The following is a 22024-nucleotide window of genomic DNA, read 5'->3' as shown; positions in this document are numbered from 1 at the left end:
CATCTGATACAAGTTCATCTATGCAATGGTCTCAAATGAAATGATTCTTGTTGAGTCTTTCAATTTGACTTATTAACCCTTTGTCCATTGTAACACTTGTCTCGGCAGTTTACCATATCGTTATTTCACTCCTTTGTATTTATACCCAATATCCTATCTACTAAAAGAGGAGGACGACATTTTGAAAAGATATATGCTGCAAGGGATTATTGCAGGTCTTGTCAGCGGGATGGTGCTGGGATTTTTTTTGAAATGGATTCAGCTGCTGACGGGTTCGGGTGTATATACGATGCTGCTGAATATTGATTTTGTCCCTGGCCTGCCGGATCGTCTGCCTGAATGGCTGGAATTCGCTCTGCATCTGGCTGTATCGATTGTGCTCGGGTTTATTTACCGGCTGTGGATCAATCGCTGGCCGCATCCCTGGATCAGTGGTTTGCTGATCGGAGCTGCTTCTTCCCTGCTATTTTTTCCGCTTGCGATGCTATCCGACCGGGTACCACAGGTAAATGATATGACTGCCTATATGTATTGGCTGGCTGGACATGTACTATACGGGATTGTACTGGGGCTGTTTGGTTATGGGTATGTACGCCGCGGATCGAATGCCGGAGCATATCGACTACGTTAATATTCATTACCGTAGCATATCAATATTAACGGTACGTTAAGAATGTATAACAAAGACTCCTTCTGTAAGCCAGATGATGCCTGAGCAGACCATCTTTAGCAGGCAATCAGAAGGAGTTTTGGCATTTAAAGATTATAGTGAAGTATTCTAAACAGAATATAGTACGAGCAGAAAAAAGCCATCCTAATAATAAGGATGGCTTGACCTGTACGATCTTGCTGCTACAAACCTACTGCAATCGTTCTGCATCGGTTTATTTTGAACATACCGTTTTAGTTAAATACGACTGTCTTGTTCTGATGCACCAGGATACGATCTTCCGTGTGCCACTGCACAGCGCGTGCCAACACCACACGTTCAATTGTACGGCCGATCCGTTTTAGTTCATTGACATTATCCCGGTGACTGACACGCTGCACGTCCTGTTCGATAATCGGGCCGCCATCCAATTCTTCAGTTACATAGTGAGCGGTCGCACCGATAATCTTCACTCCGCGATTATAAGCCTGGGCATACGGTTTGCCACCGACAAAGGCTGGCAGGAATGAATGATGAATATTAATAATCCGATTGCGATAATGTTCGATAAAGGTTGGAGAAATAATCTGCATATAACGAGCCAGCACAATCAGATCAATATCCGAACCGATCACTTCCAGCTGACGACGCTCGGCTTCCTGCTTGGTATCTGCGGTTACCGGAATATGATGGAATGGAATGCCAAAAGATTCTACGTAAGTACGCATATCATTATGATTACTGATTACCATCGCAATATCAGCATCCAGATCTCCTGCTTGCCAGTGCCAAAGCAGCTCAACCAGACAGTGATCTTCTTTGGATACGAAGATAGCCAGTTTCTTTTTGCGGCTGACTTCATTGATTACCCATTTCATTTGGAACCGTCCAGCAATCTCCTCAAAATCCTGCTTTACTCCTGTCAGATTGACAGCCAGCTCCGGCAGATCAAATTCGATGCGCATGAAGAACATGCCACCGTCAGGGTCCATCGTATACTGATCGGACTGCACAATATTCGCTCCATGCTCAAACAGAAAACGTGATACTGCCGAGACAATCCCCGGCCCATCCGGACAGGAAATCAGCATACGCGCACGATTATCCTGCTGTTCACGTACCGATTGATTTTGCTTTACATGTACTTCCATGTTATCAATTTCCTCCTTCTGAATAACAGCACAGAACCATGATTCCCCATAGGGAAAATACATCCTGACTTTACAGCTTCCCCATGATAAAGTATCTGGCAAAGAACACCCTGTTTTTGAATTTTTCGGGCACTCCCAAAATATCTTATATTACAATCTATGTGATACTGTCCGGAAAGTAAACAAATTTATTTTGCTCCTACGCATCGATTGATGAATAGTATGTTATTGATGTTGATCCAGTGATGATCGATTCAGCCTATAATTAGATCATAATGATTTATTCCATATAGACTAGAGCAGTAGTTGCTCATTTAATATACAGTCAAACCGCCAAAAAATTTGTATAAAATGGATACTTATAGGGCTATTTCAGAGCTGTTTCAGCTCTACTTCTACTTCTACTTCTACTTCTACTTCGATTAACAGTATATTTGATCGAAATAATTCAAAATGCAAATTAAACACCCCTGCCAGCAATAGATGCTACTTTCTCGCCTACAGGGGTGTTTGTTGGATTTTTTTCTTTTGCTGCTTGAAGCATGGCGTCTTTTCGCTCGCTTCTTTATTTAATACAATTTATTTTCCTATTCTTGCTTTTCCTGCTCTTGCTTTTTATTTTGAATCTTGATTCTGTATTTACTCCTGATTTTGTATTTGCTCTCTCCTTCTGTAAGAGTGGCTTTTTACAAAACCTGCTTGCCGGCCAGAAAAGCGATCAGGCGCAGATTGATCTGCTCTTCGCTCATTTCTCCAAACAAACCATCTGCTGTAATCAGATCATACATACGTTCCAGTGGTTCGCGTGGATCTGCTTTGCGGGCTTTTGCATCATTTTTGAGTACAGCCCAGGTATCGAGTACATAGGAACGCGCTTCTATTCCTTGACCTTCGAAGAAATGATGCATTTTTTCTACATCTTCTACAAATCCGCTGCCAAAACGTCCAGACAGATCGCCGCGCAGCAGTGCGATTTCTACCTCATACATCGGACGCTGCTTTTTGGCATCTTTGCCGATCCAAGGCGTCTCCAGAATAAATGGACGACCCTGCAGCTTCTCATGATTAACCAGACGATTGAGAGCTTCAAAGCCGATCCAGCCGGAACCGATAGGTGTATGACGGTCTTTGCCCGCTCCTACCGGATTTTTGCTGTCATTTACATGGACAACCGTGATGCGATCCAGACCAACAATACGATCAAAATCTTCCAGTACACCGTCCAGATTGTTAATCAGATCGTATCCTGCATCATGGGTATGACAGGTGTCAAAGCACACTTTGAGTCTATCATTATGCGGTACCAGCTCCATGATTTTGGCGATTTCTTCAAAGCTGCGACCCATTTCGGTGCCTTTGCCTGCCATTGTCTCGAGAGCGATATTCACATCTGTTTCTTTTACACCAGCCAGTACTTCTTCCAGTCCGGCAGCGATACGCTTGATTCCGTATTCGGCATCCATATCTGTAAATGCTCCGGGATGCAGCACAATATTGCGTACACCGATTTCATGGGTACGGTTAATTTCTTCCTGCAGAAAGTTTACAGCCAGCTCATAGGTGTGTTCTTTGTAAGAACCCAGATTGATAATGTAGGGAGCATGGACAACGATCTCGTCTACGCCGGTAGCTGTCATTTTGGCTTTGCCTTCTTCAATAAACATGGTATCCATTGGTTTGCGGCGCGTATTTTGCGGCGCACCGGTATATATCATAAATGAGCTTGATCCATATTCAGCCGCTTCATTGGCTGCGCTCAGCAGTCCCTTGCTGGAAAATGATACATGGGAACCTATTTTCAACACGATAAATTTCCCCCTTAAATGTGCCTGTTCTTCGCGAATCCAACCTATTTTAACGTGAATAGATAAATAAATCTAGAATGATGCGATGAATACTTGATTAAGATACGCGATGATCCTACAGGAAATGTGTAGAAATGTAGAAAGACTTGTTGAAAAGCAAGTTTAAACTACGCTGGATTTATTTTAGCAGAGCACAGTGACGGATAATGGTTAATAATGAGTAGAATGTATTTTTGTACTAATCATATCGGGACTGTTTACTGAATTGGTATGTATTTTATTTTAGAGGAAAGCAGATGTACGAATAACAGGTAGCATAGGATGTATTTAAGAACAGGGTGTATGACAACAACGGATTGACTGATTCCCCTGCATTTCTTAATCCATATAAATAGTAAATCATTTTACCGAGGAGGCCCATTTATGAATATTGTAGTATGTGGTGGTACCGGATTTGTAGGAAGTCATCTTGTGCCTTTTTGGCAGCAGCAGGGTCATACGATTACCATTGTCACACGCAAAATTACCAAAGATAAAAAAACAGATCCAGCAATTAAATATATTACCTGGGAAGACATGGAGCAGAATCCCAAGCAGCTGGAAGGTGTCGATGCTATCGTCAATCTGGCAGGCGAATCGCTTAACCAGCGCTGGAGCACCAAAACCAAGCTGGAGCTGGTCGAATCACGTATGCGTACGGTTAATATTGTATCCAAAACGCTGGAACAGCTGGAGCGCAAACCAGAAGTCGTAGTGCAGGCGAGTGCCATGGCTGTATACGGTACTTCCCAGGACGAGACGTTTGACGAAAGCAGTGAACGGAGAACGATGAATTTTCCTTCCAGTCTGGCGGAGCAATGGGAAGCGGTAGCCGATAGTATCAAGGATGTGCGGTTGATCAAGCTGCGGGTGAGTCTGGTATTCGGTAAAGATGCCGGTGTCTATCCTCTAATGACGCTTCCGTATCGCATGTATGCAGGTGGCAAAATCGGCTCGGGCAAGCAGTGGGTATCGTGGATTCATATTGACGACATGGTAAGACTGATCGACTTTTGCGTAATGAACAAAGAAGTCAGCGGACCGGTAAATGCTTCTTGTCCGGGACCGGTGCGTTATGCCGAACTGGGTACTGCCCTGAGTAAAGTGCTGCATCGTCCACACTGGTTCCATGTTCCTTCCCTGCTGATCAAGCCGGTGCTGGGTGAATTATCGGTCGTCCTGCTGCAGGGCCAGCGTGTTATTCCCCAGAAAGCGCTGGATCACGGTTTTACGTATAAATTCCCGACTATCGAATCAGCGATCGCCGATCTGGAAGGAAAGAAAAGCTCGGAACCATCACATGCCTGATCTGCTTGTTAATTATGTAGATCGACTTGGCCATTGCAAGGATAAATAACTTACAAGGAATATAAGAGTTATCCTTATTAATCGAAAATTGATCGACAGCCGCATTAATCAAAAGCCGCCAATTCAGCAGACTTATACTGGATTGGCGGCTTTTATTTATTTCCTGCGCGATTCATATGAATAGTTGGGATTTATGGTGTTCTATAGTTTGTCCTATACTATCTATTTATCTATTGCTTATATATCTGCCTGGCTACTTTATTGCCTGATCGTACCTGTCTCTTTCTAAGCGATATAGACTATGCAGGTAGATCTGTCTGATTCATCTCTGCACTTTTTTATTTCTCCGATTATTCTGAATAACCCGTTGATAAAAACTTAACATATCCCATTATTGTGCCATACGACAGCTAAGCCAGGCGCAATGTAAATACAGCTCTTGCAATTGTAAAAGAATCTCCGTTCTGCATCGGATACGTTTTGTAGGGTACCAGCGGTTCACTGCCCAGCAACGTACCATTTCGTGAGCTCAGATCCTTGATTAGAATCTGTTGATCACTGATTTCCAGTTCGACGTGATTACGCGAAGTACCTACTGATTTCTCGTAGTAATCTACACCTTCCTCCGCACGTCCAATAACAAAAGTACCTGGCGTCAGACGAATAGGCTCGGTCTGCATCCCATCGAGTTCCCTGCGTTCCAGATAGCCCTGAAACATTTTGGATGCTCCATGGGAAGACATAGCAGACGATTCATCCAGAAGGACTGTCGCCATATGGGAAGACAGCAACCCAGTATCCGGAATAGATTCGCCGAATCCTGATACTGTCTGATGAGGAGAGCCCTGGGATACCTGAGAAGACGAGTAATATTGCTGTTCTGTTATTCTGCTACCATTATCGGTTCTCACTTCATGAGAGGACGTAGAGGCACGATCCTGATATTGTCCTGTTTGTCTGGAAGACTCTCCACCGAAAATAGCAGCAATACTCTGGTCTCGCTGACTGACAGGATTAGAATGAGCTCCATATCCTATGCCTGCCGCAGCAGCCATTGCGAGACCATCTGCTGTGGCTGGTTCAGAATTCCAGCGCCAACTCTCGCTTCCGTATTCTTCATCCTCTTGTTTGGATTTATGCAATACAGGCAGTTTGAGCTTGTTGGCTCCGGATAATTTTCCTTTAATTATCATATAAATCAAAATACCGACTGCTATGGTAATAGCCGTACAACCGTAGAGCATCATATCATTGCCGTGTTCCAGATAACCGAATCTCCAGATCATAGCGATCAGTAGTGCTCCTCCTGCCAGCAGATAGGTGCGATGAGCAGAAGAAAGAGGCTTTGCATTTGACTCTTCCGCATCATCAGGAGCTGTCTCGGATAATGCCGATGCTGTCTGCAAACGCGACCGATTACCTGCCGCTGCAAATAATGTAGATGGATCGGCTGATATGCCCTGCTGCTTACCATTGCTGCCTGCTGCCGGCATAGACGCTGCAAAGGCTGGATTGATTATTCTTTTATCCGGACGTTCTGCGGCAGAGGCAGAAGTATTTCGCTGGTTTCGCAGATGTTGAAGCACCGGATTTGCCGCTCCCGAATTAGCAGCATCAGGGTTATGCCGCGGGTTATTTGTCTGTGAATAATGCGCAGCTTCCCTGGCTGCATGTTCGGTTGGCGCATGACTACCTGCAGCCGATATACGTTCTGGCTGGGCAGTTGAGTCTGATCGGTAAGCACTGTTCGGCGCCGAATATCCTGCATGTCCGCTGTTATATCCGGTATACGACTCTGTTACCGGATGCTGCTGATAATCTGCAAGAAGCTCCAGCAGCAGCAATTTTAGTTCCTGCAAGGTAAAGTTATCGTTCTGACAGTATTTGAGAATACGCTGCACCTTGTTGCCTGTTAGCTCCGATACATAAGCCATCCAGCGCGAAGCCAGTCTGCTCAGAATCGACTGTACCGGTTCATCCGTGAGCATTTCCAGAGAAGGCACGTAGGTCAGATACAATCCTCCTGCCTGAAGCGTTCCATCTACAAACATATACTGTTCATCCAGCACATAGTTGGGAAGTGACAGCATATACTGACTGCTTTCTTCCAGTGTGGATACGATTTGCAGAAGCAGTCCCAAATATTCGGCAATGCCCATCGGTTCACTCTGCAGACAGTGCCGCAGCATTTTTTTGCCACTGATATCGTAACGCAGTACCGCCTTCATATTGACTTCATGCAGATGGAGCTGCAGTATTCCCCGAATCCGTGAGGATAACATCATCCCGGTCTGTGTTTTGCTCAGATCACTTTGTTGAAATCCCTGCTCACGATCAACCGTCATATAGGTTTTGCCATCCTGAATAAAATCCTGTGTTAATGTTTCCATGATTTTTCCACCTCTACTCCTTTAGACATCCAGACTTAAATATACCAATAACAAAAAATTACACTGGGCAGTACAGCCGCCATAAAAGGAAACGTAAGATACTGCTTCTGCTCTTCCGGGGTAGCGCGCAGCGGCTGCTTCCACAGCAAGGCTCCTGTAACTTTCCATAATACCCTGCGCATGCGCACAATCGTCTCGCGCCGCCACAGCATAATAACCAGACCAATCACACCCGCGAAAACAATCGAGTACATCAAGATCTGAGCTGTCATACCAATGCCAAACCACGCGCCAATCCCGCCAAAAAGCTTCACATCGCCTGCTCCGACAGCCCGAAAGGCATACAGCAGCAGCATAATGCCAAATCCAAGCGCAAAACCTTTGCCTGCAAATAGCAGGCCTTCCCAGCGCTCTGATGCCAGATGATACGCCAGACCGCTAATCATAAATAATATATTGAGAAAGTTAGGGATTTTACGCGCCCGGATATCCGTCCAAAATGCCCATAATACAAAAATACCTCCACCAATAAACATGCTTTCCATACTTCTGTAATCCCCTTTGCTATCCTGTCTTCATCCTGCGATCTCAAGAATCTGCAATAACCGGCCTGCCATCATAAGGTGCAATCTGGAATGTTCCCCGGATTTTCTGCCCATCTGCTGTCGTTAACACATAGGTTGCCCAGCCGGCTGTTGCACTCGATGGAATTTTCCAGGTCCAGTCGATATTCCCTTCTGCATCGGCAACAGCTTGCCCCAATCCTTTTGCTGTGCTTTCTCCACTTTTGTAGTGAATCTCCAGACCGACCACTGAATTTGGAGGTGCTGTAGCCTTGATGGAAATCATCGATTCAGGATGTGCTGGCTGTGGAACCGAGACTACTTTTACTCCGGTCTGTTCCGCCGTCTCCTTCTGGGCAGCTTCTCCAAACTCTCTGGTATCTCCAATCCACAGACGCTCCGTCGACCGTGATTGCAGTACGATAGGTTTGAAAATAAGCGGTACCCGAAAAGGAAGCTCATATTCAATCTCAATCCCAAAATAAGGATTTGTTTTGCTGGTCAGATCAGGTACGGTTACTTCTGTAATATGAATCCGGTTGTAATCAATTCGATTATCGGAAGCAATTTGCTGAATAAGCGGCTTGATCGCTGCATCGAGTACAGCGGCGGCAGCTTGATTTTTTAATTGTTCAATCTTGGCGTCTCCACCGCTGGCAGCCTCCATCATCCACTCATTGATTGGCGATGGAAAGGCTCCTTCATACTTTGAGGCAAGTTCGCTCAGGCTCAGCTTGGGCATGACAGAACTTTCTCCTATAGCTTCTGAAGCTTTTTGTACAGGATACATATGCGTTGCCACGTATCTTGCCGTGTCGGAAGTGACATTGTTAAGAGCGGTAGATACCAGCGTCATTTGAACCAGATATACAAGAAAGACTGCAACAAACAGGAAAATAGGCAGTACCATCGCCGCTTCCAGTACAATACTGCCGCGCTCTTCCTTTTTAAGATTGGATGGAAAAGGAATGATCCGAAATATGCCCCTATCCCTATACGGTTGATTCTGTTTATGATGATTATGAATTTGGATTTCATTCGATAGATGGTGTGGCTGCCTGGAATGCTGTGCTACAAATCGGGATTGACGATCCAATATACCTATCGGCTGCAATGCAACTTCTTTCTGTTTAGTATCCGTAGTCTGCCTGTTTGTCTGCATAATACACACCCTGTTCCACGGAGCTATCCGCCTGTCCTGTTTTCAGCATCTTCATGACTCCCGGCAGGAACCAGATTCTCATTCCTGTTCGCACATGAGCTGATGCGTACGTATTTCGCTCGGCCGGATTGATTTTGGTTCCAAACCGAATGAGCGCAAGCATACGTGACATTTTCTTTTCATTATTCGTTTGCAGCAAAAACAATCTCAAATAATCACGGTATTCAAAAGGCACTTTCATATAGGCGGATAGATCGGTATGTCCTTTGGTAAATAGATCAATCATATCCTTGATCGCCATCTCTACTCCATAAGCCACTCCTGCTGCCAATACAGCGAGCGGATGTCCAAGTTTGGCACTTTTCACCAGTCCTTCTGCGGTACGGATCGCCAGTCGGACGCCAAAAATTTCGCTATAGGCTGCTGTAAGATTGGCTGTCACATCGTTAAATCCATAAATAATATATTCAACCTGCTGATGTTCTACTGCAAACTCCTGGACCAGTTTGGAGACATCCACTTCTGCAAGGGCATCTGCTGCCTGATTACCGTCTCCATTTTGGAAACTCTCCGCCATATTGCGGAAAAAGGTAATATCAAATGGCTCAAAATAATGAATAGCATATTCATTCTGGAAAAATTCATTGCGTCCATTCATGAGTGATTCGGATACACCGCCGAAAATAACATCCATCGCATCCATAGACTTTTGACTTTCGTCATATGGATCTTTATCCAGCTTGACCTTTGATTGCTCACCGCCAACGCTGCTGTTGAAATTCAGACTTTCCTCGTAGTAGCCATTTACTTCGCTAAAATCTTGGGCGACTACGTCAGCGGCAGCCCCTATACCGGCAATCCCGCCCAGCATTAGCTCGGCTTTTTTCATATCTTTTTCAGCTTTGGCTTCATCTTTGGAAATGCTGTCTGTACCTGCACGCGCAGCAGCCAATTCCTTTTCGATTTTGCCGATGGTTCCTTCGGGTGCACTGCCTGAATAGTTATCCAGATAGGTCTGCAGCAGACGAGCGGTACGAATAGTGCTGTTTTTGAGAGAGGAAGCACTACCGGATGTAAGTGTGATCTGTTGGCCGGCTTCCGTAACCAGACTTTTTACAGATTGGGATATAGCTGTATAGTCTGTTTGCTGGGATTTCACTGATGCTTCCATCCGGTTTAACAGATCCGAAGAAAGAACCAGCTGATCCAGATTTTTGCGCAGTTCTGCCAGCTGCTGTTCTGCACCAGCATCACCTTTGGCTGTACTGCCGGGTATTTTGGCACCACTGACTTTATCATAGGATGCATTGGCAGAGCGATTCTTCTCTTCCTGAATAATATCCGCTATTTTCTGGTTATACCCTCGAATGTCGGACATTAGATCTATACCTTCACTGTATGTATGCTTGTGAGTCTCCAGCAGCGTTTCAACTTTGGAAGGTATTTTCAGCAGCAGTGAAGATGAGCGGCTTTTATAGGCAGCGATTTTGGCTGTATTGATCCGCGGCTTGTCTTTCTTCTTGCGCTTTTTATCTTCGGAGATCAGATCGGTATAGTTTTTGAACTGCGCGGCAATTTGTGCGATCGAAGAGATCGAACCGACATTTTTGTCTGCAATCGAACTGGCTGCCGGATACATAATCATTTTGGCCAGCTCTTTCACTTCATCAGCTGTCTTTTTCTGCAGCGCAATCAGTTTATCAATCGCCTTTTCCCTGGCTTCATAAGGTTTACGTACTTTATTAAGTACCGATACCGTCTGAGTCGTTTCCTTCATAATGCCTGACATGGTACGCATCTTTTCTACAATTTCAATCGTAAAATCGATAGGAGCCTTGTACTTCATCTCCTCCTGAATCTGTTGATTAAATGTATCGTACTTGCCAAGCGGGCGACTCAGCTCGATAGAGGTCTGATCTGCCTGAAGCGGAATCAGATGGAAACTGTCTTCCTGATCGGTATAGTTAAAGTTCTCTGTTAGTGCTGTATCCAGCAGCTGGGTAGCGTCCGATTCGCCAAAAGCAAACAGTCCGTAGTCTTTTTGAAACTCGGGTTCATAAGCCGACATCACCGAGCGGACCACTGCATGGGTCAGTCGCTCGGATTGGACTTCCATCGCCGCAATTCGGGAATAATCGATAAATACGGCAGTGAACATGAATACACCCGCCAGCACCACAATCATAAAAATAGTAACGGCGCCGCGTGTATCGCTTACTCTGCACCACAGCGCTCCAAGACAGCTGCGCATATGCTGCTTCGTTAATCTTTTTCTCAAAGGGATTCACACTCCTGATTCATTCCGGCAGATCGCTAAGGAGTCTGCCCGCCAAACATCTTCAATATGCTTCCTGCCTGGTCCAGATTGAATACTCCTCCATATTTGCCTGATACCTTGGCACCGTAATAACGAAGCAGTTCCACATTGCGGATAAATTCAACAGGTTCGACAATCACTGCCCCTGCGCTGACTTCTGCTTGCAAAGGATGGCCAAGCTCCCGCTCCAGCGCGCCAAAAGATACGGGACGCGAGAGTGTAGTCTTCACCTTTCTGATCATTAGTTCGTTGTTATACGTTATATTTCCACTCATTCCCCCCGGAACCCAGGAGGCAGCGGCAGATAATTTATCCGTAGGCAATGATCCGCCGCTGCCTCCTGGAATGGAAACCTCAGCTGAACTACCTGCTCCTGCCCAACCGAATAATTTACTCAGCATATCATCCTGGGTAAGACGCCAGTACAATCCATCATTCTCTCCCTGTGCAAAAGCACCGGTTACCGGTTCTTTGTGGCTGTTATCCCAGGAGTAGGCTGCTCGCTCGGACGTTTTGGACGATGCCTGCTTGAGCATGGTGTTCTGATATTGATACATGCAGAAAAACAGAATCAACAGCGTCGTAAACAGGATAATGGGAAACACGAGGGAAGCTTCAATCGTGAAGCTCCCTTTTGTGTTTTTCCAGAGACGTTGAAGATGAAAATTACGCTTTGAATTCTTCACTTTTTTGTCCCATGTACTTCAGCATGTTATCAACCACTTCGGTAATTTTTGATTTAAAAGCCAAAGCAATGATCAGGATAACTGCAATGATCAATACCATTTCGAGCGTACCGATTCCATCTTCTTCCTTCCAGAAGTTTTGAATTCCATTCCAGGATTGCTTAATTATGTTTGTCATTTTATTTCCTCCTACATATTCATCATCATAAATGCCGGTGTGCCAACGAGTATCATTACAATCACAAAAATCATTACCATCGGAAATACCATTTTGGACGATGCCTGCTCCCCGCGCATACGGCTTACTGCCTTGCGCTTATCCCAGAGTGTACGGGACAGATCCCGTAGCGCGAGTCCGAACTCTCCGCCACCGCGACGGAAGTTCAGCAGTACCGTCGTTGTAAAAACAGATACTTCCTGCACTCCACAGCGCTTGCTGAATGTCTCCAGTGACTGCTGAAAGGAATATCCATTTTCCAGCTCATTCAGCATTTGAAAAAGTTCTTTGTACAGCGGATGATTAGCCGCGTTTTCCTGCTTGCGCTGGACACAGCGTACAATCGCACGCTGCACTGTTTCTCCTGCTCCGACGAGCAAAATAATTTTGTTGAGCAGTTCGGGCAGCTCCAGCAGAATATCCTGCTCCCGCTCCTGAACCTTTTTCTGCAGATCCCGAAATAACGCGACCGGTAGTACAACAGCCAGCATCGCTCCAAGTCCGAGCCATGTCCCACTACCTCCATTGACAGCTGCCAGCACAAATCCCAGTGTCAGCAGCAGCCAGACATAGCCGGCCATTTCCGCAATATACAGCAGTGATCGTTCTCCGCTCATATGGACCCCAAATCCTTTTTGAACAGAGCTCTGGATACGATAAAAAACCCCTGAAAAACGTGATGCAAATCTGATTTTCTCGATAAATAACAACATTGCCGGCAGCAAAGGTCGCAGCTTGATTACTTCAAACGGCAGTTCAGCAAGCTGCTTGTGACGCTCTTCTGCGCCCTGATGCAATACCACCCACCCAACCGCCAGCAGAGCTGCCAGCAGCCCTTCCAGCCATACCCAGATCAGTTTCATTCACCTCCTTTCAGCTTATGATTGCCCAGCTGCTCTTTATACCTTGATATTCATAAATTTGCGAATAATCCAAAAGCAAAAAACCAGCGCAGCCAGACATAGTGTCGATACAATAATGCCTAGCGGATTGCCGTACATCGGCTTCATAAAATCACCTGCCGCAAAATTCAGAAAAATCAGAAAAATAAAAGGCGTTCCTATGAGCGCATTGGACTCGAATTTTTTCTGCGAGATCATTACTGCAATATCCTGCTGGATATCTAGCTTTTCCCCGATTACAGAGGATGTTTTGCGTACAACCTCTACCAGATCGCCGCCTGTACGTTTGCATGTAATAAACACATCTGCAAAGTTGGCAATATCTTCATTGGCTGCACGATTGCTAAAATCCTGGAGCGCCTCTTCAATCGGCTGACCGTAATCCAGACGAGTAGTAATAATATGAAGTTCACGAATCATATCGTTATCCCCATCCGGATATAACATACGCAAATCCTGCGCTGCTTCCCGAAAGCCATTTTCGACAGAACGTCCGGCTGCCAGTGATGAAGACAGTGAGTACAGCGCCTGCTTGAAATGTGAACTCAGCGCACTGCGTCGCCTTTCCAGCAAATGTCTGCGCAGGAGTCTGGGTGTGAACCATGCTGCTGCAGCCAGCACCAATCCGATCAGCCAATTATGATAAAACAAATATCCGATCAGCAGGAAAATAATTCCGCACACCAGCATACAGCCAAACCGCTGCACCATGGTCAGCTCGTATATCGTGTAATCGGTCAACACGCTGCCCTGCTGCTCCTGCTGTACGCCTGCTAGTGGTGTCTGCTTGCCGAAGCCTGATTTGGCAGTCAAAGCATCCGAAGCACTCTGCCTGCCACCTGATCGACTTTTGAAATGAAGCATCTTATATTCAACTCCTGTCAGGCTCTGGCACTATACTCTGGATTGCTGATCGCAGCCAATCTGCGCCATTCCTCAATACCTGCTGCCCGCAGCTTGTCCGTGTGTATCAGCAGATTACCGGTGGGCGCCAGATTGCCTATAATTTTGCCTTCCTTTTCTCCATGCTCTTGAAATACAAATAGCGGATTAAGCACTACTTCGCCGTCGATCATGCCGTGCACTTCGGAGATTTCCGTTATCCGGCGCGAGCGATCACGCAGCCGCGAGAGATGAACGAAAATGTCTATTGCCGAGCTAATCTGCTGGCGTACGACCTGAATCGGCAGTTCTGCGCCACTGAGCACCATCGTTTCCAGACGGCTCAGCATATCCCGCGCACTATTTGCGTGACCTGTTGACAGCGATCCATCATGGCCGGTATTCATAGCCTGCAGCATATCCAGCGCTTCTGCTCCCCGCACTTCACCGACAATAACCCGGTTGGGCCGCATCCGCAGGGAAGAGCGAATCAGATCGCGGATACTGATTTCCCCTTTGCCTTCGGTATTCGCATTCCGTGTCTCCATCGATACCAGATTGGGAACGGTACGGATCTGAAGCTCCGCTGAATCTTCAATCGTAATCACACGTTCTTCTGGTGGTATGTACTGGGATAACGCATTCAGGAAGGTAGTTTTACCGGAACCCGTTCCTCCGCTGATAAAAATATTGAATTTGCTTCGTACGAGTGTCTGCAGCAGATGGGAAGCGACCGGCGCAAGAGCTCCCATCTGCACCAGATCATCCATCGTCATCGGATTCTCGGGAAATTTACGAATCGTCATCGTCGGTCCCTTGAGTGCTACCGGTGGCAGTACTACATTGACACGGGAACCATCTTTGAGCCGGGCATCCACGATCGGGGACGATTCATTCACAACCCGATTGACGCCGGATACAATAGTCTGGATAATATCTTCCAGCCGCTCCCGCGATTCAAATACCGTTTCACTTTGGATTACCTGTCCATTGCGTTCGATAAAAATATCCTCGTGACTATTGATCATAATTTCTGTGACGCTTTTGTCATCGACCAGTGGCTGCAGAATATCCAAACCCCGGAAAGAGTCAAATACCTGCCGAACCAGCTTGCGACGTTCGCCGGCTGTCAGATTTGGATAGCGGTTGTTATCCAATACTTTTTGCTCGATTCGGCGCATCAGTTCGTTGTCATCGACCGTAAAAGTAACATCCAGAGCAGAGCGCACTTCATCCCGTAAACTAATAAATAAGTCTTCGTTCACATTCCCACCCCGCCTGCAGCATAAGCCTGATCATGAGGCATCCGGCATAACTTCAAAATGTCCCGCTGAAAAATCGGCGAGCACCATAGCAGCTCACTGCTGGCTACCTGCTTCCATGACGGTACATAGGGAAGCGTACCTTCCAGCTCCATGCCTGTTATTGGCAGTGGATTCAGTACACTTCCGCCAAACCGGTTCATCACAAAAGAAATTCTGGAAGCTATCTGCTCATACCAATCCGGATCATGCGACTGCCAGTAGGACATCCACATTCCTGTTTTATGCATGCACAGCAGATCATCCGTAAGCAGCCAGACAATGCGGTCACTCACCTGCAACGCAGCCTTTATACGCTGCTGCCAGCCGGATTCTCCATCAATAATGATATGATCATACTCCCGGCTGCCTGCAATATAAGCAATCAGGGACAATGTCTCCTGCTCGGTCATTTGCAGCAGCTCGTTAAAGTTCTCGGGCGGCTCAAATGTATCGGACTTGATCTCTTCCGCATATACCGCGTAATAGGAAGGCGGATGTACAGGCTGCTCCTTTTGCTCTGCAGCAGCCTGAAGATCATACAACAGACGGGATAGTCCGTTTTCTGACGGCTGCTTACGCTCCAGAGTCAGCAGCCTTGTACTGCTGGCTGCTTCCAGGTTCAGATAAAAAACAGATTGTCCTTTTAATCCGAGCTGTTTGGCCATATTCATGGCAGTGACCGACTTGCCGCTGCCCGGCGCTGCCGAGTAGACCGAAGTGATCATCGTATACTGCCCTTCCTTTAGCGTCACACCTGGCGCCGAACGTCCTGTCATACTGCACAGCTGCTCCAGCAAGGTATGCAGCGGCTGATACTTGGCAAGTGTTATGCCTTCGGGATGATACTCGGCTTCTTCACTCAGCCTTACCCAACGTGCAGTCTTGATATTTTCACTATGCAGCCATCTTTTTAGAAAAGTCTCTTCTGCTGCTACCAACCCACGGTGTTCTTCGCTATCCATATAAATCATAAACATATCCGCGTCGGAAAAGGCCTTAATCCGCACTTTTGCCGCATATTCACTTTCACGTACATACCTTAGCAACAGCTCAATGTACTGGCTGTCCTCCACGCATAGTACGATCTGTACTGGAGCCATTGTCTTTCCCCCTTTTCCCAGGCAACAAAAAAAGCACCGTTTAAATAACGCACTATCAGTGCGGTACTTAAACGGTGCTTCCGTTGCAAGAACTCGATTTAACGATAGAATAACATACATATCATAGGTCTGCAATACTATTTTGATAAAATTTTACCATGTATAAAGAATCACCCTTTATCTTTTGTGCGCCCAATAGCCTATATCATCTTTTATACGATCCGTTCATATATTACATTAGCGTCACATCTGTTGCTGACCGCGCAAAATCGGTTAAAGATTCAAGGAGTATACTTTATAAAAAGAAAAGGTGGAATTGTAATGGACTCTAACCGGAAACCGCAACACAAATGGGCTGCACTCCTGCTGGCAGGAATGGTCAGTCTGTCTTTGTCTGCACCTGTCTCGGCAGCAGATAAAGTTCAGCCTCTCAGTAATCCCTCATGGACCTCTCCTTCGCTGTTCACCAACAAGGTGGAGAATGCTCTGGCTGTACGTGCGACAGAGGTGCATGCAGTACCTGCCAAAAAGCTCGCTTATGTACATACCCAGCAGGATATCCCCAACACTACGGGCAAGACCGAGAACAGCTGGTATCTGGATACACTGCAAGCCCACATGGAGCTATGTGCTGCATGAATCCGATGGCCCTTATACACTGACGACACAGATGGCTTACACGAATTACGGTACAGTCTATATCTATGCCGATTATTCCGACGGTACACACAAACTGCATTCGGTGAATTCTTCCGGTAAAGCCAACTGGATCAAGACTCTTCCGGATGCCAGCGCGATCACGTTGCTAAAAGACGGTTCGCTGCTCGTAGCTTCGCGTGGTACAGTCAATAATCAAGGTATTATCCGTTCGACACTTAGCCGGTATGATGCCAACGGCAAGCTGCTGAACGAGCAAAAGGTTCAGGGTTCCGTACTTTATGCCGAAGGCAACCGGATCATTGTAGCCTCCAGCAAACTCACCAAAAACGAAAACGGCTGGCAGGCTGTACCGAATCCGCGGATCGACGTATACGGCCTGAGCCTGAAAAAGTTGTATCATTACCAGTTCCCGGCGAATGCCAATGTATATGGAGATGGCAGTGACTCCATGTTTGTACTGAAAAATGGAACCGTATTGATTCGTACCAATATCGATCAGGTAGGCAACAAACTGTTTGCTTTTGATGCCAAAGGCAATCTGCTGTGGGGTCGCAAAATTCCTGGTGGAGCCATTACCCAGTCTACCGGTACAGGTTACACCACCTATGAGAACGGCAATCTCAAGCTGTACAATGTATCTTCCAGCAAATCGGTAGCTTCTGCCAGTCTGGAAGGAGATGCTGCTGATTATACCTGGGTAAAACGGACAAGCGACGGCAATCTGATGGTCAATATGGATGATCGCACGTATATCCTTTATCCATCCAATCTGGCAGTTGTACATGTATTTGATACGAATAAGCTCGGTTCACCGATCGATTACAACGCACATGCCGTCTATTCGGTAAATGAAAATACGCTGACTCGATATCCATTGAAATAATATTACTTTTACCCGGATGTGTATAAAATCCGAATCTGGTACAGCTGAATTTTTGTTATTCGAATTATTACAGCAATAAAAACCCTGCAGGATCGTATCATGATGATCCTGCAGGGTTTTTGGTATTTTTTATTGATATATTTATCTATATCGATTCATTCCTATCGGTCCAATAGACTGACAGAATTCGAATATAGACAGATCACTCGATAAACCGTTCCCGAATCTCTGGTGTCGGCAGCATACATTGGTCGGACTTGCCAAACCAGCGATACCGATTGCGAGCGATAAGATTATAGACGCTATTACGAAGCACTTTGGGTACTACGATAAAAGCATACAGTAACGGCCACGCATAACGCAGGCGACGAGCAATACGCAACGCAGCTGTAGAGCGAGTATAGAATTGACCCTTTTCTATTAATACAAAAGTATCCATCGTATCTGTACGCAGTCCGCCTTTTTGCATCAGCTTCTGTCCTACTTCCGACTGGATAGAAGCAAAGTGGAAGATTCCTTTCGGATCACGCTTGATAATGAACTTGGTAGCGCCCTGACAGAAATGGCAGACTCCATCTACCAGTACGATTGGATGTTCTCCCTGCAATAATTCCTCGATCTGAGCATCGGTTAATTCGGTCGGTTCTCCCGGACGGGATACCGGAGCATGTGCGGTTACCATATTATTCACTCTCCTTTTCGTTGATCGTTCAGTAGTCTGTATTCTTTTATTTACCCCATATTGCCGTAAAAATAGCAAAAAAGCGCGAGAAGTTATTTCCCGCGCTCTGCATTATAAAATTATACTGTCTTCTTAGTTGGCCAAAACTTCGTCAATCAGCTGACGATCTTTGATCTGCTGATCAATTTCACCAGCAAATGCATTAAAGCAGTTGCAGATGAAGTCTTTACGGCATACCGGACATGGCTTGGTTAACAAGCGGTTAATATTGGTCATTTTCCACTCTGGAAAACGATTGTAGAACATACGACATTCTGTTCCATCGGCCAGTGTTGCTGTGAATTCGTACAAGCCTTCTTTTTCGTTAATACCGGCTTTTTTCAATGTCGTAATTGTTGGTCTATATGCCATTATCATCACCCGTTATCCTTTAAATTTCGTAGCGAATTACAAATCACCTATGACATCTTAAAGAATTTTGAGGTGTGTGTCAACTCCAATCGCCTGCGGGTTGGTCAAAATAGGAGTTGAACAGCCTTTATTTCGCCAGGATCCGGTTCTAAATATGTCATTTCAAGGTGTCTGCAGTATTAGAATGTCGGAATACTGCCATATTATCCTGTAAAGTAGGAAAGTAGCCTCTAACGCCTGCTTATGTACATTTTACCCTTCTTCTTTATTTTTAATCGTTATTTATTCAATTCTTGTTTTTTAGTAGCAACTGGACAGGCATGCTTTGTCTGCAGCAAAAAGGCAGACCCTATAGGACGGATCTGCCTTTTGTTATTCCTTATAATATGCTTGTTCCATAGGTACGGCGGTTATTTATTGCCTCATCTACAATAGATTATCCGGACAAAAGCCGATAATCCTGCAGTATAACACACCTGTTCCCTGTACAAGATTTTTTACAATTTAGACAATATTCAATTCTACGTCAATATTGCCGCGTGTTGCTTTGGAATACGGACAGAATTCATGTGCCTGTTTGGCAATATCTAGTGCTTCTTCTTTGGAAAGACCTGGAATGCTCACATCCAGACGAACCGACAATTTGAATCCATCATCCGACGGATCTTTGTCAATCATAACGTTACTGGTCACCACTGTATCGGTTACATTTACTTTCGCTTTGCGCGCTACATTGGCAAGGGCGCTCTGGTAACAGGCTCCATAACCTGCTGCAAACATTTCTTCCGGATTCGTCCCGTTGCCACCGCCGCCACCAAGCTCTTTCGGCATTACCAGACTTACATCCAGCGCCCCTGTACTTGATTCGACCTTACCTTGACGTCCACCATGAACTTTTGCAGTTGCTGTATAAAGTGCCATTATCATTCAGCTCCTTGTCTAGTTTGTTTTGAACCAACACTATATTTGTAAAGCACTATCCCAAAAATGAAACTTCATTTTGTAAAATTGTTTTTATAGCTAAAATTGACTATAATCAATTAATTTTTTAAAATTAAATTGTTATTCCAACTTGAAAGGAGCGTTATACGAATGAGTATTTATTCATATCATGCTGTCTCCATACGCGGCGAAGAAGTTCCTTTGGAACGCTACAAAGGCAAAACACTCCTGATCGTAAATACAGCCAGCAAATGCGGACTTACCCCACAATTCACCGGCCTGCAGGAACTCTATGATAAATTTAAAGATCAGAATTTTGAAATTCTTGGTTTCCCAAGTAATCAATTTGCCAATCAGGACCCCGGCAGTGATGAAGAAATCTCGGAATTTTGCCAGCTCAATTACGGCGTAAGCTTTCCCATGTTCCAGAAAATCGATGTTAACGGCGCATCTGCCCATCCTCTTTTCCAATATTTAAGCGAGCAGGCTCCCGGTATACTCGGCTCCAAAGCGATCAAATGGAATTTTACCAAATTCCTGATTGATGCCGAAGGGCATCCGATCAAACGCTATGCACCCAAAACTACACCTGACAAAATAGAAGCCGATATCCTCAAACAGCTTCAATAGTAACTTCACTATCCATTCAAATACAATTTATTAAAATTCGTTTGGCTACTATTGTCACTGCAATGGGTATGCTGAAACTTTTACCTAAATTAGAGAATACAGGCCTACCCTACAAAATAAACACATCAAACACTCAACAAACCAAACAAAAAAGAACGCTGTCAGCTTTAAGCCAACAGCGTTCTTTTTTATGCTTATGTATCCTGTATAAACGACTGAGGTAAAGTTATACTAACTTTGTCGTTCAATAGTTGAGATTTCCTGATCCATATCTTGCGTAATGCGGTCGAGAGGACTCGAACCTCCACGGGTATACACCCACTACCCCCTCAAGATAGCGTGTCTGCCATTCCACCACGACCGCACAATAATGCAGAAATCATAACAACTGTATCAGTTTATCATTATTTTATGTGATTGTAAACCCTTAAATTGGATTGAGGATTGATCGTATACTGGATTGCGTCAGAATACAATCTGGTTAACCGCTGTATGCTGTATGCTGTATGCTGTATGCTGTATGCTGTATGCTGTATGCTGTATGCTGTATGCTGTATGCTGTATAAGGATTATAGAAGAAATAAATAATTTAAAAAGGAGCGATATCGGCTATGAATTCTTTGGATCAGGCTATCTCTTTGCGGCAAAAAGGGAATATACAGGAAGCTATTCAGCTTTTACAGGAAATAAGTGTAACGGAGCCGGATAACGCTCAAGTATGGTATCAACTCGCATGGTCTCACGATTCATTGAGCCTGGAACGACAAGCAGTTCCCTATTACGAGAGAGCGCTAAATACAGGCTTGACCGGTGAAGATCGGGCTGGTGCCATATTGGGACTCGGCAGCACCTATCGCACACTGGGACAGTACGAGCAAGCCAAACAATGCTTCGAAAATGGAATACGTGAATTCCCTGATCATCGGGAACTGAAAATTTTCTATGCCATGGTACTCTACAATCTGGGTGAACATGCAGAAGCGATGAGGCAACTACTTGTCCAACTAGCCGATACTTCAGCAGATCAAGGAATCAAAAGTTATGATAAGGCTATTCGCTTTTATGCAGACCAACTGGATCAGACATGGAATGATTGATACATAGTATAGACTAAAATCGGATACCACTGCCTTCAACATTATTTAACGTTATATTTTATTACATATAAAGTTAGTAAATAAACGATAATCTTTTGATATATTGTGTAATCTCTTTATTTTTTTCTGTAAAAGTGAATTATACTGACACATTATTATAATATATGTAAAAATAATTTACATAAAATAAATAGTAGATTGGTAAAACTATTTTATGTCAATTTACATTCCTTTGATCTCATTC

Annotated in this window: 21 protein-coding genes and 1 tRNA gene; 6 read left to right on the top strand and 16 right to left on the bottom strand. The window is 45.1% G+C overall.

Annotation, left to right across the window (positions count from 1 at the left end):
- Positions 1-181: 181 nt before the first annotated feature.
- A complete protein-coding gene (locus tag AR543_RS08665; RefSeq protein WP_060533554.1) occupies positions 182-631 on the top strand; it encodes a hypothetical protein in 450 nt (149 codons plus the stop codon).
- A 272-nt stretch (positions 632-903) separates the two neighbouring features.
- On the opposite strand, the gene purU is transcribed toward AR543_RS08665, so the two are convergent.
- Together purU and AR543_RS08655 are read right to left on the bottom strand one after the other, a co-directional pair.
- Positions 904-1800, bottom strand: a complete 897-nt coding sequence (gene purU / locus AR543_RS08660; protein WP_060533552.1) for a formyltetrahydrofolate deformylase — start codon at positions 1798-1800, stop codon at positions 904-906.
- Between the two features lie 686 nt (positions 1801-2486).
- Positions 2487-3605 carry a deoxyribonuclease IV gene (locus AR543_RS08655; protein ID WP_060533550.1) on the bottom strand — a complete coding sequence of 373 codons (1119 nt, stop codon included), beginning with the start codon at positions 3603-3605 and terminating at the stop codon, positions 2487-2489.
- 423 nt (positions 3606-4028) lie between these two features.
- On the opposite strand from AR543_RS08655, the gene AR543_RS08650 reads away from it, so the two are divergent.
- Complete coding sequence (locus tag AR543_RS08650) at positions 4029-4952, top strand: TIGR01777 family oxidoreductase (protein ID WP_060533548.1); 924 nt, start codon at positions 4029-4031, stop codon at positions 4950-4952.
- A gap of 410 nt (positions 4953-5362) precedes the next feature.
- Here the strand turns inward: AR543_RS08650 and AR543_RS08645 are convergent, their stop codons facing one another.
- Genes AR543_RS08645 through AR543_RS08600 form a run of 10 tightly spaced genes read right to left on the bottom strand, consistent with a single transcriptional unit; the run spans position 5363 to position 16475 of the window.
- Positions 5363-7342, bottom strand: coding sequence for a DUF6382 and FHA domain-containing protein (locus AR543_RS08645; protein WP_060533546.1), 1980 nt, complete (start codon positions 7340-7342; stop codon positions 5363-5365).
- 35 nt (positions 7343-7377) lie between these two features.
- On the bottom strand, positions 7378-7887 hold the full coding sequence (locus AR543_RS08640; protein WP_060533544.1) for an A24 family peptidase: 510 nt from the start codon (positions 7885-7887) through the stop codon (positions 7378-7380).
- A gap of 43 nt (positions 7888-7930) precedes the next feature.
- Positions 7931-9067, bottom strand: a complete 1137-nt coding sequence (locus tag AR543_RS08635) for a TadE/TadG family type IV pilus assembly protein (protein ID WP_060533543.1) — start codon at positions 9065-9067, stop codon at positions 7931-7933.
- Complete coding sequence (locus AR543_RS08630) at positions 9036-11345, bottom strand: hypothetical protein (protein ID WP_060533542.1); 2310 nt, start codon at positions 11343-11345, stop codon at positions 9036-9038. The genes AR543_RS08635 and AR543_RS08630 overlap by 32 nt, the downstream gene beginning before the upstream one ends.
- A gap of 35 nt (positions 11346-11380) precedes the next feature.
- Positions 11381-12070, bottom strand: a complete 690-nt coding sequence (locus tag AR543_RS08625; RefSeq protein ID WP_060533541.1) for a TadE/TadG family type IV pilus assembly protein — start codon at positions 12068-12070, stop codon at positions 11381-11383.
- Positions 12051-12248 carry a Flp1 family type IVb pilin gene (locus AR543_RS08620; protein WP_060533540.1) on the bottom strand — a complete coding sequence of 66 codons (198 nt, stop codon included), beginning with the start codon at positions 12246-12248 and terminating at the stop codon, positions 12051-12053. Before AR543_RS08620 ends, AR543_RS08625 begins: the two co-directional genes overlap by 20 nt.
- A gap of 11 nt (positions 12249-12259) precedes the next feature.
- Complete coding sequence (locus tag AR543_RS08615; protein WP_060533539.1) at positions 12260-13150, bottom strand: type II secretion system F family protein; 891 nt, start codon at positions 13148-13150, stop codon at positions 12260-12262.
- Between the two features lie 36 nt (positions 13151-13186).
- Positions 13187-14053, bottom strand: coding sequence for a type II secretion system F family protein (locus tag AR543_RS08610; RefSeq protein WP_082472169.1), 867 nt, complete (start codon positions 14051-14053; stop codon positions 13187-13189).
- A gap of 17 nt (positions 14054-14070) precedes the next feature.
- Positions 14071-15336: a TadA family conjugal transfer-associated ATPase gene (locus AR543_RS08605; protein ID WP_060533537.1), complete on the bottom strand. Its 1266-nt coding sequence runs from the start codon at positions 15334-15336 to the stop codon at positions 14071-14073.
- Positions 15333-16475: a CpaE/TadZ family protein gene (locus AR543_RS08600; RefSeq protein ID WP_060533535.1), complete on the bottom strand. Its 1143-nt coding sequence runs from the start codon at positions 16473-16475 to the stop codon at positions 15333-15335. Before AR543_RS08600 ends, AR543_RS08605 begins: the two co-directional genes overlap by 4 nt.
- A 321-nt stretch (positions 16476-16796) precedes the next feature.
- Here AR543_RS08600 and AR543_RS08595 point away from each other — a divergent pair, with 321 nt between their 5' ends.
- Positions 16797-17114: a hypothetical protein gene (locus AR543_RS08595; RefSeq protein WP_060533533.1), complete on the top strand. Its 318-nt coding sequence runs from the start codon at positions 16797-16799 to the stop codon at positions 17112-17114.
- Positions 17104-18018 carry a hypothetical protein gene (locus AR543_RS08590; RefSeq protein WP_060533531.1) on the top strand — a complete coding sequence of 305 codons (915 nt, stop codon included), beginning with the start codon at positions 17104-17106 and terminating at the stop codon, positions 18016-18018. The genes AR543_RS08595 and AR543_RS08590 overlap by 11 nt, the downstream gene beginning before the upstream one ends.
- A gap of 202 nt (positions 18019-18220) precedes the next feature.
- Here the strand turns inward: AR543_RS08590 and AR543_RS08585 are convergent, their stop codons facing one another.
- The 3 genes from AR543_RS08585 to AR543_RS08575 form a co-directional block, all read right to left on the bottom strand.
- Positions 18221-18700 carry a thiol-disulfide oxidoreductase DCC family protein gene (locus tag AR543_RS08585; protein WP_227871866.1) on the bottom strand — a complete coding sequence of 160 codons (480 nt, stop codon included), beginning with the start codon at positions 18698-18700 and terminating at the stop codon, positions 18221-18223.
- Positions 18701-18832: 132 nt separating this feature from the next.
- On the bottom strand, positions 18833-19111 hold the full coding sequence (locus AR543_RS08580) for a hypothetical protein (protein ID WP_060536703.1): 279 nt from the start codon (positions 19109-19111) through the stop codon (positions 18833-18835).
- A gap of 504 nt (positions 19112-19615) precedes the next feature.
- Complete coding sequence (locus AR543_RS08575; RefSeq protein ID WP_026136009.1) at positions 19616-20035, bottom strand: organic hydroperoxide resistance protein; 420 nt, start codon at positions 20033-20035, stop codon at positions 19616-19618.
- A gap of 168 nt (positions 20036-20203) precedes the next feature.
- Here AR543_RS08575 and AR543_RS08570 point away from each other — a divergent pair, with 168 nt between their 5' ends.
- Positions 20204-20683 (top strand): glutathione peroxidase, encoded by a 480-nt coding sequence (locus AR543_RS08570; protein ID WP_060533527.1) that lies wholly within the window; start codon positions 20204-20206, stop codon positions 20681-20683.
- A gap of 281 nt (positions 20684-20964) precedes the next feature.
- Here the strand turns inward: AR543_RS08570 and AR543_RS08565 are convergent.
- A tRNA-Leu gene (locus AR543_RS08565) sits at positions 20965-21047 on the bottom strand.
- Positions 21048-21294: 247 nt separating this feature from the next.
- On the opposite strand from AR543_RS08565, the gene AR543_RS08560 reads away from it, so the two are divergent.
- Positions 21295-21780: a tetratricopeptide repeat protein gene (locus tag AR543_RS08560; protein ID WP_060533525.1), complete on the top strand. Its 486-nt coding sequence runs from the start codon at positions 21295-21297 to the stop codon at positions 21778-21780.
- Positions 21781-22024 lie beyond the last annotated feature (244 nt).

This window comes from Paenibacillus bovis, assembly GCF_001421015.2.
In the GTDB taxonomy this organism is placed as follows: domain Bacteria; phylum Bacillota; class Bacilli; order Paenibacillales; family Paenibacillaceae; genus Saccharibacillus; species Saccharibacillus bovis.
This window is presented reverse-complemented; position numbering and strand designations above follow the sequence as displayed.